This is a genomic window from Microbacterium sp. C5A9 (assembly GCF_022627955.1).
GTDB lineage: Bacteria > Actinomycetota > Actinomycetes > Actinomycetales > Microbacteriaceae > Microbacterium.
This window is the reverse complement of the sequence record NZ_JABXGD010000003.1, coordinates 222,784-233,998: the sequence shown is the minus strand read 5'-3', so window position 1 is coordinate 233,998 and position 11,215 is coordinate 222,784. Positions and strand designations below refer to the sequence as shown.

Here is an 11,215-nt window from a genome sequence, read left to right as displayed (position 1 = left end):
CGACCGCGGATCTCTCTGGCAGCGGCAGTGGTGAACTCGATTCGAAAGCGCGTCACGCGACTTCCGCGCGCAGCTCATCCAACGACACGCGCCCACCGTCATCGGCCGCTCGAGCGGCGGCGAACTCGGCGACGTCTCGGGCCGCTTCGAGTTCTTCGAGCAGCTCGAGATCATCGACACTGATCGCCACGGCCGTCAGCTTGCCGTGGCGCGTGACGCCCACTCGCTCCGAGCCGTAGGCGACCCCGCTCAGGACATCGGCAAGGCTGTCACGCAGATGCCAATATCGTGCATTGTTGACCGTCGCGAAAACGCGCCGCTCAGAGGGCAGGCGGCGGAGCGGTCGACGCGCGCACGATCAGCTGCGACCCCAGGGTCACGACGTCGTCGATCGTGCCGCCCGACATGGCCTGCAGCAGCAGATCCACCGCGAGCGCGCCGCTGCGTTCGATCGGCATCCGCACCGTCGTGAGCGCCGGCGTGACCGCGCCCGCCAGATCGATGTCGTCGATGCCGACGATGCTGATGTCGGCGGGGCATCGCTTGCCGAGCTCGAGCATCCCGGCCTCGAGCCCGAGGGCGACCAGGTCGTTGTAGGCCACGACGGCGGTGGCACCGCTCGCCGCGGCGAGCGCGGCTGCGGCTCGGCCGCCCTGGATGGATGCCGCGTGGTGGCTGAGACGGGTGAGGCGGATGCCGTGGCGCCCGCACGCCCGGGCGACCGTGTCGGCGCGGCGGATGTCGGCCCAGGAGCCGCGGGGTCCTGAGGCGTAGGCGATGTGGGTGTGGCCGAGTGCGACGAGGTGCTCGATCGCCTGGCCGGGGCCGTTCTCGGTGTCCATGAGCACGCACGCGGCGCCGTCGATCTGACGGTTGACCACCACGTAGGGGGTGTCGCCGACGAGCGCGAGCACCTCGTCGTCGGGAAGTCGGGGCGAGCACAGCAGCATGCCGTCGAGCTTGCGCGCCTGCTCGATCTGCTCGCGCTCGCGCCGCAGGTCTTCGTCGGCGTCGAACAGCACGATGCGGTGATGCCCGTGCCACGCCTGCCCCTGGATCGCCTTGAGCAGCGTGGCGTACACGGGGTTCGACACGTCGGGCACGACGACCCCGAAGGTACGGGTCGCGGTGGCGGACTGCGCGGCGGCGTATCCCAGTTCGGTCGCCGCCTCGAGAACCCGCCCGAGCGTGCCGGGAGCGAGGCGGTCGGGCTCACCGAAGGCGCGCGACGCGGTGGCGATCGACACGCCTGCGTGCCGTGCCACATCGGTCAGTGTCGCCGCCATGTTCTGCTCCCGCCCTCTCCGTCATCCTACGGTCCCGGGGCGTGATGAAAGATGGCTTGACAAGTTTGTACAACTCATTCACACTGTTTGCAGGACGATCATCGCCGATCACCCATCAGGGTGCGCGGCCCAGAGCGAAGGAGCCGACGCGTGAGCATCGACACACCGGTCCTGCGCCGCACCACTCCCGCGAGCGCCACCCCCGGAGCCACCCCCTCGGCCGCAGGCATCCTGCACCTCGGACTCGGCAGCTTCCACCGCGCACATCAGGCCGTCTACACGGCGGCCGCACTGCAGTCCGCCGGCGGCGACTGGGGGATCATCGGCGTCGCCTCGCGCTCGCGCTCGATTGTTGACGCCCTGCACGCACAGGACTTCCTCTACTCGGTCGCGACCATCGCACCGGGCAGCACATCGCTCTCGATCCCCGGCGTGCACACCGACGCCTTCGTCGGCGCCGAGCAGCCCGAACGCGTCGTCGCGCAGATCGCCGATCCCGGCATCCGCATCGTAACCCTGACGGTCACCGAGAACGGCTACAGCTACTCGCCGGCCACTCAGCGCCTCGACCTCGACGACGACGCCGTGCGATCCGACCTCCGCGGCGGCGCACCGCGCTCGACCATCGGACAGCTCGCCCGCGGCCTCCAGGCTCGCGCCGCGGCAGGCGGAGCCCCGATCTCGATCCTCAGCTGCGACAACCTCGCCGCCAACGGCAAGCACACCGCCAAGCTCGTGCGCGAGTTCCTGCAGGAGCTCCCTGCCGCCGAGGGCGCGGACGCACTCGCGTTCCTCGATCGCGGCGTGACGTTCCCCTCGAGCATGGTCGACCGCATCGTCCCGTCGACCACTCCCGAACTCCGCACCAGGGTCAGCGCACTCCTCGGCGCGCGGGACGACATCCCCGTACCCGCCGAGCCGTTCACCATGTGGGCCGTCGAAGACGCGTTCGCGGCCGGTCGTCCGGCGTGGGAGGCCGGCGGCGCCGTGTTCACCGACGAGGTCGCTCTCTACGAGCAGATGAAGGTGCGACTGCTCAACGGCACGCACTCCCTCATCGCCTACCTCGGCGCCCTGACCGGCGTCGGCACGATCCCCGAGGCGATCCGCGTCGACGGCATCGCGAAGGCGGCCCGCGCCGTGCTGAACGACGAGTATGAGCCGTCGATCGAGGTGCCGACCGGCGTCGACATCCGCGCCTACGAGACCGAGCTCTTCGAGCGCTGGGAGAACACGGCCCTCGGCCATCGCACCAGCCAGGTCGGCACGGACGGCTCGGTCAAGCTGCGCCAGCGCATCCCCGAGCCCGCGCTCCTCGCGCTCGGCCGCGGCGACATGCCGCACCTGATCGCCCTGACGGTCGCCGGCTACCTGTCGTGCATCGCGCCCCTCGCCGGATTCGACCCCGGCCTGCACGCCGCCGCGATGACCGACTCCTCGCGCGAGCGCCTGGCCGGATTCGCCGCCACCGCCCGCGACGGTCGCGAGCTCGCGACGCGCGTGATCGCCGAGCTCCACCTGTTCGGGGCGGAGCTCGGGGCGGAGGATGCTTTCATCGCACGAGTCGGCGACCTGATCGACACCATCCGTCGCCGGGGCGTCGACGCCGCGATCACCGATGCCGTCTCGGCATCGCAGACCCCCACATCATCACCCACCAGGGCAGAGGAGATGCAGCCATGAAGGCTCTCGCCATCCACGGCAAGGAAGACATCCGCTGGGAGGACCGCGAGGTCCCGACCCCCGGCGACGGCGAGGTGCGCCTGCGCGTGAACTACGTCGGCATCTGCGGATCCGACCTGCACTACTACTTCCACGGCGCCAACGGCGAGTACACGATCCGCGAGCCGCTGACCCCCGGTCACGAGCTCTCGGGCGTCGTCGACCTCGACCCGTCGGGCCGCCTGGCCCCCGGCACCCCCGTCACCGTGCACCCCGCGCGCTACGGCCCCGAGGTCGCGGGCCTCGAAGACCGCCCGCACCTGCGCCCCGGCGGCGACTACTTCGGCAGCGCCGCGGCGAACCCGCACCGTCAGGGCGGAGCATCCGAGCTCCTGATCGTCGAGGACCACATGGTCCGCGTGCTGCCGGCGTCCCTGCCGCTCGAGCGCGCAGCCCTCGCCGAGCCGCTGGCGGTCGCGATCCACGCCGTGAACCTCGCGGGCGACATCACCGGCGCGCGCGTGCTCGTGATCGGCGCAGGACCCATCGGACTCCTCGTCGTGGCCGCCGCCGTCAACGCGGGAGCATCGGTCGTGGGCGCCAGCGATGTGCGCGACGAGCCGCTCGACCGTGCGAAGGCCCTCGGCGCGACCGAGGTCTCGCTCGTCGGCCGCGACACGATCGAGAACGAGTCGTACGACGTCGTGTTCGAGTGCTCCGGCGTCGGAGTCGCTCTCACGTCGGCTGTCCGCGCCGCTCGCCGCGCGGGCACCATCGTGCAGGTCGGGATGCTCCCCAACGCCGACATCGGAGTGAACCTCGCGCCGATGCTCGCCAAGGAGCTCACCATCCGCGGCGCCTTCCGCTTCTCCACCGAGATCGACGACGCGGTCGCGCTACTGGCCGCATCCGACTCGCTCGACTCCGTCATCTCGCACGTCCTCCCCGCATCCGACGCCGTGCAGGCGTTCGAGCTCGCTCGCGACTCGTCCGCCTCGGCGAAGGTCCTGCTGTCCCTCTAGCGACACCCCACCCGACACCCTGTTCCTGGTCCGAAGGAGTACCTCCCATGTCAGAACCGCAGACGACGGCCACGGCCGCCGACCCCACCGCGAAGAGGTCCGTCAAAGACCTCGTCCGCGCCGCCATCTCGGGATGGCTCGGCACGGCCCTCGAGTTCATGGACTACCAGCTGTACTCGCTGGCGGCCGCTCTCGTCTTCGCCGACCTGTTCTTCTCCTCCGAGAACCCGGCCGTCGCCGTGGTCGCCGCGATGGCCACGTACGGTGTCGGCTACGTCGCCCGCCCGGTCGGAGCGTTCTTCTTCGCGCGCCTCGGTGACAAGACCGGCCGCACGAAGGTGCTCTTCTACACGATCCTCCTGATGGGTCTCGCGACCACCCTCATCGGCTTCCTGCCGACGTACAACCAGGTGGGTGTGCTCGCGCCGATCCTGCTCGTGCTGCTGCGCATCGCGCAGGGCTTCGGCGCCGGCGCGGAGATCTCGGGCGCGGGCGTCATGCTCGCCGAGTACGCACCGGCGAAGCGCCGTGGCATCATCGCCTCGCTCGTGGCGCTCGGCACCAACTGCGGAACCCTGCTCGCGTCGGGCATCTGGGCGATCCTGCTCGTCGCCTACAGCGAGCAGGAAGTCATCGACTGGGCATGGCGCATCCCGTTCATCGGCAGCGCGATCATCATGCTCTTCGCGATCTGGGTGCGCTTCAACCTCAAGGAGACCCCCGTCTTCGAAGAGCGCGACGACGTCGTCGACGGCAAGGCGCTCTCGCGCGAGGAGACGATCCAGCTCGCCACCGAGACCGGCGACGTGCGCACCCTCGAGGCGATGAACCGCAAGCCGTGGAAGGCGTTCTCGATCGCCCTCCTGCTGCGCTTCGGCCAGGCCGGCAACTCCGGCATGATCCAGACCTACCTGATCAGCTACATCACCGTCGTGCTGCTGCTCGACCGCTCGATCGGCGTCAACGCCGTGATCGTCTCGTCGCTCGTCGCCTTCATCACCGTTCCGCTCTCGGGCTGGCTCGGCGACCGCTTCGGCCGCAAGCGCATGTACATGATCTGGGCGATCGTCGCGCTCATCATCATCGTCCCGACGATGCTCATGATCAGCAGCGGTGTCACCCTGCAGGTCTTCATCGGCTACGTCGTGCTGCACAACCTCGCGGTGATGAGCTTCGCGTCGCTCGAGAACCTCACGCTGCCCGAGCTGTTCGGTGCTCGCAACCGCTACACGTTCACGGCCATGGCACGCGAGATCGCCGCCATCATCGCGACCGGTGCGGGCCCCGTCATCGCCGCCGCCTGGGTCTCGGCCGCCACCGGCTCGTTCATCCCGATCATCATCATGCTCTTCATCTTCACGCTGAGCGCGCTGGTCGCCTCGATCTGGATGCCCGAGGTCGCCGGCCGCGACCTGACGGACCCCCGCGACGCGATCTGATCGCCCCGCACATCACGACCAGGGGTGCGGACGCCCGAACGTCCGCACCCCCACACCTTCCCCACGCCTCGTCCCCGCATCACCAGGAGAGAACGACATGACCATCGAGCTCGTCGACGTCATCATCACCAGCCCCGGACGCAACTTCGTCACGCTCAAGATCACGACCTCCGACGGCATCGTCGGCTGGGGTGACGCCACGCTCAACGGGCGCGAGCTCGCCGTCGCGTCGTACCTCTCCGACCACGTCGCCTCGACGCTCATCGGCCGCGATGAGGACAGGATCGAAGACACCTGGCAGTACCTCTATCGCGGACCGTACTGGCGCCGTGGGCCCGTGACCATGGCGGCGATCGCCGCTGTCGACATGGCCCTGTGGGACATCAAGGCCAAGAAGGCCGGGATGCCGCTGTACCAGCTGCTCGGCGGCGCCAGCCGCGAGGGAGTCCGCGTCTACGCGCACGCCTCCGGCACCGACTACGCGGCGCTCAAGAACGCGATCACCGGCTACGAGGAGCTCGGCTACACGGCCGTGCGCGTGCAGACCGGCGTGCCCGGCCTCGGCCAGATCTACGGCGTCTCGTCGACCGGCCCTGGCGTGCGCTACGACTACGAGCCCGCCAAGCGCTCGGGCGACCGGCCGAGCGAGGAGACCTGGGACACCCGCAACTACCTCAACCACATGCCCGGGATCTTCGCGCAGATCCGCGAGGACTTCGGCACCGACCTGCGCATCCTGCACGACGGCCACCACCGGATGTCGCCGATCGAGGCCGCGCGCTTCGCGAAGGACATCGAGCCCTACGACCTGTTCTGGCTCGAGGACTGCACCCCGGGTGAAGACCAGACCGCGCTGCGCCTCGTGCGCCAGCACTCGACGACGCCGCTCGCGATCGGCGAGGTGTTCAACTCGGTCTTCGACTACCAGACCCTCATCACCGAGCGGCTGATCGACTACGTGCGCTCCGCGGTCACCCACACGGGTGGCATCACGGCCATGAAGAAGCTGCTCGACTTCGCCGCGATCTACGGCATCAAGTCCGGCATCCACGGCCCCACCGACATCTCGCCCGTCGGCATGGCCGCAGCGCTGCACCTCGACCTCGCGATCCACAACTTCGGCATCCAGGAGTACATGCCGCACAACGAGCAGACGCTCGAGGTGTTCCAGACCTCCTTCACGTTCGACAAGGGCTTCCTGCACCCCGGTGACCAGCCCGGTCTCGGTGTCGAGCTCGACGAAGAGGCGGCGGCCGGCCACGAGTACACCAAGGCGTACCTGCCGGTGAACCGCCTGCTCGACGGGACCGTCCATGACTGGTGAGCTCCGCCGGGTCGCCCTGCCGCAGCGCACCGTCGACTCCCGACTGATCGTCGTGGCCCGCGCGACGCGGGCCGAGGACTACGACGCCGTGCTCGACGTGCTGGTCGATGCCGGCATCCGCAGCGTCGAGCTGACGCTGACGACCCCCGGCACGTTCGCACACTTCCCGCACCTGCTCGCGCGGTTCGGCGACGCGATCGACCTCGGCATCGGCACCGTCACGAACACCGACGACCTGGCGCGGGCGATCGCGGTGGGCGCCGCCTACATCGTGACCCCGATCACCTCGACCGACTTCGTCACGCAGGCGACGGATGCCGGCGTGCCGATCGTGCCCGGCGGGCTGACCCCGACCGAGCTGTTCGCCTCGTGGGCGGCTGGCGCCTCGGCGGTGAAGGTGTTCCCCGCAGGGCAGGTGGGCCCGTCGTATCTCAAGGACCTGCGCGGTCCGTTCCCCGACCTGGTCGCCGTGCCCTCGGGCGGCGTCGATCTCGCCGGAGCCGACGCCTGGCTGCGTGCCGGGGCGGTGGCCGTGAGCGTCGGCGGACCCCTGCTCGGCGACGCCTTCGCCGGCGGTGACCTCGGCGCCCTGCGCGAGCGGGCTGCCGCCTTCGTCGAGGTCTGCGCACGGAGCGCTGCGTGACCTCGTCGTCGGTCGTCACCCTCGGCGAGACCATGGCGCTGGTGCGCACGACCGAGATCGGCTCGCTGCGTCACGCGAATGCGATGGCGTTCGGCATCGGCGGCGCCGAGAGCAACGTCGCGATTGGGCTCGCACGGCTCGGCGTGGCGGTGTCCTGGCTCGGACGCGTGGGCGACGACTCCCTGGGTGAGCGCGTGGCCCGTGAGATCCGCGGCGACGGCGTGCAGGTGCATGCCGTGATCGACGCCGAGGCGCGCACCGGCCTGATGGTCAAAGAGCGCCCGTCGGCATCGTCGACCGCCGTGCACTACTACCGTGCCGGATCGGCGGGATCCCGCCTGCGCCCCGAGGACCTGCCCGAGGGCTGGGTCGAGTCGGCCGCATTGCTGCACCTCACCGGGATCACTCCCCTGCTCTCCGACACCGCACGGGAGGCGCTGCACGCGGCGATCGACCGCGCACGCGCATCCGGCGCGATCGTGACCTTCGACATCAACTACCGGTCGGCGCTCGCGCCCGCGGCGACGGCCGGTCCTGTGCTGCGCGAGCTCGCCGAGCGCTCCGACATCGTGTTCGGCGGCGAGGAGGAGTTCGCGGTCCTGTACCCCGAGACGTCGGTCGCCGACGCCGCCGCGCGGCTGCGGGATGCCGGATGCGCGACGACCGTCGTGAAGCTCGGTCCGGCGGGGGCGGCGGTGATCACGGCCGACACGGTCGTCGAGGCCGGCGGGTTCGCGATCGAGGCCGTCGACACGGTCGGCGCCGGCGACGCGTTCGTCAGCGGCTATCTGAGCGCCCTGCTCGAGGACCTCGACACGGATGCCACGCTGCACCGCGCGAACGCCTGCGGCGCCATGGCCTGCCTCGTGCCCGGCGACTGGGAGGCGGCGCCCACCCGGCGTGAGCTCGAGCGCTTTGCAGACCGGGATTCCGATCCTGTACGTCGCTGACCCGGCGCGGCCGTCACGTCAGGACGCGTAGCCTCGAAGTATGTCGAAAGCCGTCGTCTCGCCGTCCGCGGCTTCCGCCCTCCCCTCCACCGCGTCACCGCGTCCGTCGCTGTTCGCGCGCGCCGGGGTCAACTCCCGCCCGGTCGCGCTCGCCTACCGCGTCGTCGCACTGGCCGTCATCGTGACCGGTGTGGTGCGTCACTCCGACCTCCTCACCGGGCAGCCGGCGTGGACGACCGTGCTGTTCTACACGATGCTCAGCAACCTGCTCTGCCTGGTCTGGATGCTGCTGCTCGTCATCCGCACGGTGCGCGACCTCCCGCACTCCGGCCCTCGGGGCACGTCGACGCCGAGCGCGCGCGTCAGCGGTGCGGTGATGATGGCGATCACGGTGACGATGCTCATCTACCTGGTCGTGCTGGTGCCGACGCGATTCGCCGACGGCGACACCGACGTGTTCTCGCTCACCGACAACCTCATCCACATCATCACTCCCGTGCTGATGATCGTCGACTGGCTGCTGTTCGTGCCGAAGGGATCGTTCCGGTGGACCGATCCCCTGCTCTGGACGCTCATCCCCTACGTGTATCTGGTGTGGGCGTTCGCCTACGGCGCCCTCGGCGGCGAGTTCACGCCCGGTCAGAAGTATCCGTACCCGTTCATGGACGTCGATGCGCTCGGCGTCATCGGCGTCGCCCAGTGGGTCGTCGCGCTGACGGTGGCCCTCATCGTCGTCGGGCTGGTGTTCGTCGTGGTCGACCGCGCGCTCGGGGCTGTGGCGCGGCGGAGCGCACGCCCGATCAGTTGATGATCTCGCCGCGCTCGTCGCGGATCACGGCCAGGCGTTCCCGCCACGCGGCGAGCGCCTCGGGAGTCAGACGCGTCCAGTCGTGCACCTCGCGGACCACGCGCAGCGGCGCGCTGCTGCGGTAGGAGCGGGTCGGGTTGCCCGGGAACTTCTTGTCCGTGACGTTCGGGTCGTTCTCGAACTCTCCCGTGACCTCGACCTCGTAGACGCGCGGTTCTCGATCACCGGGGGCGAGCTCGGCGGCGAGACCCGCACCGTCCGCCACCGCCGTGAAGTAGATGTGGTTCATCACGATCTCGGGGCGGTAGTTCGAGGGGAACCCCGCGGTCAGCAGGTCGCCGGGGCGCAGATCGGCCTTGGTTCCATGGAAGAACGGCCCGTCGTCGAGTGCATCGCTCACGCGCAGCATCCTACGGGCAGGGGTCGCTGAGCCTGTCGAGGTGCGTTCCTCCGACAGGCTCAGAGGCCCCGACGATCACTCGGCGCCGCGCGGACCGACGCCGGGCTCGTCGTTGTGCACCGACTGCTCGGTGTCGACGCCTTCGGCGTTCTCGTCCCACGAATCCGGTTCCACCCGGACAGTCTCAGCGGGCCCGGAATCGGCCCCACCGCCACCGGCGGGAATGCCCTGGACGAGATGCGGATCCTCTCCGCCTCTCTCCTTCATCTGCTCGGCGATGCGCTTCTGGGCGTCGCTCGTCTCGGGTCCGGCGCCGCCGCTCACTCGGTGCCGTCCCTCAGGTCACGGGGTGCGTCGCCGGTGGCGGCATCCGGTTCGTCCTCGGGCGCGAGATCGCCCTGTCCGTCTTCGCCCAGCTCCGCCGCGAGCGGATCCTCTCCCTGGGTCTCCGGCGCCTCGGTGTCGGTGGGGAAGGTGCCGTCGGTGAAGTCGTCGACCGGAGGGATGCCCGGCATCTCCGGCGGCAGACTGTTCGCGAATGCATCGATGTTCGTCATGGTGCCTCCTGAGTTCGTTTCCGAGTTCCTCATGATCCCCCGGTTGCGCGGCGAGCGCAGGGCGGTTGACAGCTCGGTCCCGGGCGGGGAGGATTCCCGCCCTGCGGCCGGGGTCGTCAGCGAGAGAGCCCGAGCGTCTGCAGCACCGCGTCGACCTGCGCGTCGATCTCCTGCGGCGTCGGAGGTCCGGCGAGTCCCAGCAGCCGACGACGATGCGGTTCGCCGAGGAGCGCGGCGAAGAGGAGCTCGGGCGACACCGGGGCATCCGCGAGGAGGTGCGAGGCGAGGAAGCCCTGCGCACGACCGGGCCCCTCGTCGTAGAACTCCTGAGCGAGGGACGGATGCAGGGCCGCGGCCGCGATGATCGCGCGGTGGATGCCGACGGCTTCATCTCCGAGCAGGTGCTGGAGGATCGCCCGGGATGCCGACCGCAGATCGCTCGACCCGCTCCCCGCGTCGCCGAGATAGGCATGCTGTCGGCGGATCGCGGCCCGCACGAGGCCGGCGCGGTCGCCGAACACGCCGTACAGGGTGCGCTTGGCGACATGAGCCTCGGCGGCGACGCGGTCGAAGGTCAGTGCCTCGATCCCGTCACCCGTGAGCAGGGCGATCACGACGTCGACCACTCGTTCGTCCCGAGCGAGCGCCTCGTCGGCAGAGGGCCTGCCCCGTTTTCCCGTCATAGGGTTACTGTAGCAATAATGCTACGAAACCGTTTCATTTAAGGAGTCGACGTGTCCGACCTGATCCACCACATCGCCATCCAGGACGACTGGGAGATGAGCCGAGGATTCGGCGAGTACTCGGTCGCGACTCGGGGCGTGCACGTCGATGACGCGGGCTTCATCCACGCCACCACCGCGGACGGCCTGGATGCCGTGATCGCCGCCCGCTACGGAGACCTCACCCTGCCATTGCTCGACGTCGCGATCCGGCCCGAGGCCCTGGCCGCCGAGGGAATCGGCGTCGAATGGGTCGACGGCCGCCCTCGCATCCTCGGCGCCCTTCCGATGACGAGCGCAGTGGTCGCCTCGGAGACGCCGATCACGCGGTGAACCGCTTTCGGTGATCGGACCTGTCGCACCGTGGGCCGCCCTCGCTTCTGAGGCAGCTCGACCTCCCGA

General features: G+C 69.8%; 14 protein-coding genes. 8 read left to right on the top strand and 6 right to left on the bottom strand.

All coding sequences use genetic code 11. The features are described from left to right. Nucleotides 1-52 precede the first annotated feature (52 nt). Together HWD99_RS07855 and HWD99_RS07850 are read right to left on the bottom strand one after the other, a co-directional pair. Nucleotides 53-277, bottom strand: coding sequence for a type II toxin-antitoxin system prevent-host-death family antitoxin (locus tag HWD99_RS07855; RefSeq protein WP_274618107.1), 225 nt, complete (start codon nt 275-277; stop codon nt 53-55). 43 nt (nt 278-320) lie between these two features. Then, a complete protein-coding gene (locus tag HWD99_RS07850) occupies nt 321-1,286 on the bottom strand; it encodes a LacI family DNA-binding transcriptional regulator (protein ID WP_241795671.1) in 966 nt (321 codons plus the stop codon). Between the two features lie 150 nt (nt 1,287-1,436). Between HWD99_RS07850 and HWD99_RS07845 the strand changes: the two genes are divergently transcribed. The 7 genes from HWD99_RS07845 (at nt 1,437) to HWD99_RS07815 (ending at nt 9,134) form a co-directional block, all read left to right on the top strand. Further along, complete coding sequence (locus HWD99_RS07845) at nt 1,437-2,969, top strand: mannitol dehydrogenase family protein (RefSeq protein WP_241795670.1); 1,533 nt, start codon at nt 1,437-1,439, stop codon at nt 2,967-2,969. Continuing rightward, on the top strand, nt 2,966-3,970 hold the full coding sequence (locus HWD99_RS07840) for an L-idonate 5-dehydrogenase (RefSeq protein WP_241795669.1): 1,005 nt from the start codon (nt 2,966-2,968) through the stop codon (nt 3,968-3,970). Before HWD99_RS07845 ends, HWD99_RS07840 begins: the two co-directional genes overlap by 4 nt. A gap of 47 nt (nt 3,971-4,017) precedes the next feature. Continuing rightward, entirely contained in the window at nt 4,018-5,409 is a 1,392-nt protein-coding gene (locus HWD99_RS07835) for an MFS transporter (RefSeq protein ID WP_241795668.1), read from the top strand. Between the two features lie 97 nt (nt 5,410-5,506). Further along, complete coding sequence (manD, locus tag HWD99_RS07830; protein WP_241795667.1) at nt 5,507-6,733, top strand: D-mannonate dehydratase ManD; 1,227 nt, start codon at nt 5,507-5,509, stop codon at nt 6,731-6,733. Further along, nucleotides 6,723-7,376, top strand: a complete 654-nt coding sequence (locus tag HWD99_RS07825) for a bifunctional 4-hydroxy-2-oxoglutarate aldolase/2-dehydro-3-deoxy-phosphogluconate aldolase (protein WP_241795666.1) — start codon at nt 6,723-6,725, stop codon at nt 7,374-7,376. The genes manD and HWD99_RS07825 overlap by 11 nt, the downstream gene beginning before the upstream one ends. Then, entirely contained in the window at nt 7,373-8,326 is a 954-nt protein-coding gene (locus HWD99_RS07820) for a sugar kinase (protein WP_241795665.1), read from the top strand. Before HWD99_RS07825 ends, HWD99_RS07820 begins: the two co-directional genes overlap by 4 nt. Before the next feature lie 40 nt (nt 8,327-8,366). Beyond that, the gene (locus tag HWD99_RS07815) at nt 8,367-9,134 is read left to right on the top strand and encodes a Pr6Pr family membrane protein (RefSeq protein WP_241795664.1); all 768 of its coding nucleotides are present in this window, start codon (nt 8,367-8,369) and stop codon (nt 9,132-9,134) included. Here HWD99_RS07815 and arr read toward each other — a convergent pair. The 4 genes from arr to HWD99_RS07795 form a co-directional block, all read right to left on the bottom strand. Next, the gene (gene arr, locus HWD99_RS07810) at nt 9,127-9,543 is read right to left on the bottom strand and encodes an NAD(+)--rifampin ADP-ribosyltransferase (RefSeq protein WP_274618075.1); all 417 of its coding nucleotides are present in this window, start codon (nt 9,541-9,543) and stop codon (nt 9,127-9,129) included. The genes HWD99_RS07815 and arr overlap by 8 nt on opposite strands. Before the next feature lie 66 nt (nt 9,544-9,609). Beyond that, complete coding sequence (locus tag HWD99_RS07805) at nt 9,610-9,858, bottom strand: hypothetical protein (RefSeq protein ID WP_241795662.1); 249 nt, start codon at nt 9,856-9,858, stop codon at nt 9,610-9,612. Beyond that, nucleotides 9,855-10,091, bottom strand: a complete 237-nt coding sequence (locus tag HWD99_RS07800) for a hypothetical protein (RefSeq protein ID WP_241795661.1) — start codon at nt 10,089-10,091, stop codon at nt 9,855-9,857. Before HWD99_RS07800 ends, HWD99_RS07805 begins: the two co-directional genes overlap by 4 nt. Nucleotides 10,092-10,207: 116 nt before the next feature. Next, a complete protein-coding gene (locus HWD99_RS07795) occupies nt 10,208-10,774 on the bottom strand; it encodes a TetR/AcrR family transcriptional regulator C-terminal domain-containing protein (RefSeq protein ID WP_241795660.1) in 567 nt (188 codons plus the stop codon). A gap of 51 nt (nt 10,775-10,825) precedes the next feature. Here HWD99_RS07795 and HWD99_RS07790 point away from each other — a divergent pair, with 51 nt between their 5' ends. Then, nucleotides 10,826-11,146: a DUF952 domain-containing protein gene (locus HWD99_RS07790; protein WP_241795659.1), complete on the top strand. Its 321-nt coding sequence runs from the start codon at nt 10,826-10,828 to the stop codon at nt 11,144-11,146. Nucleotides 11,147-11,215: the final 69 nt, after the last annotated feature.

Bases quoted from the DNA above. Each gene is read 5' to 3' on its own strand.
- HWD99_RS07850 (WP_241795671.1), bottom strand. From the start codon at position 1,286: ATGGCGGCGACACTGACCGATGTGGCACGGCACGCAGGCGTGTCGATC.
- HWD99_RS07840 (WP_241795669.1), top strand. From the start codon at position 2,966: ATGAAGGCTCTCGCCATCCACGGCAAGGAAGACATCCGCTGGGAGGAC.
- HWD99_RS07835 (WP_241795668.1), top strand. From the start codon at position 4,018: ATGTCAGAACCGCAGACGACGGCCACGGCCGCCGACCCCACCGCGAAG.
- manD (WP_241795667.1), top strand. From the start codon at position 5,507: ATGACCATCGAGCTCGTCGACGTCATCATCACCAGCCCCGGACGCAAC.
- HWD99_RS07825 (WP_241795666.1), top strand. From the start codon at position 6,723: ATGACTGGTGAGCTCCGCCGGGTCGCCCTGCCGCAGCGCACCGTCGAC.
- HWD99_RS07815 (WP_241795664.1), top strand. From the start codon at position 8,367: ATGTCGAAAGCCGTCGTCTCGCCGTCCGCGGCTTCCGCCCTCCCCTCC.
- arr (WP_274618075.1), bottom strand. From the start codon at position 9,543: ATGCTGCGCGTGAGCGATGCACTCGACGACGGGCCGTTCTTCCATGGA.
- HWD99_RS07800 (WP_241795661.1), bottom strand. From the start codon at position 10,091: ATGACGAACATCGATGCATTCGCGAACAGTCTGCCGCCGGAGATGCCG.
- HWD99_RS07795 (WP_241795660.1), bottom strand. From the start codon at position 10,774: ATGACGGGAAAACGGGGCAGGCCCTCTGCCGACGAGGCGCTCGCTCGG.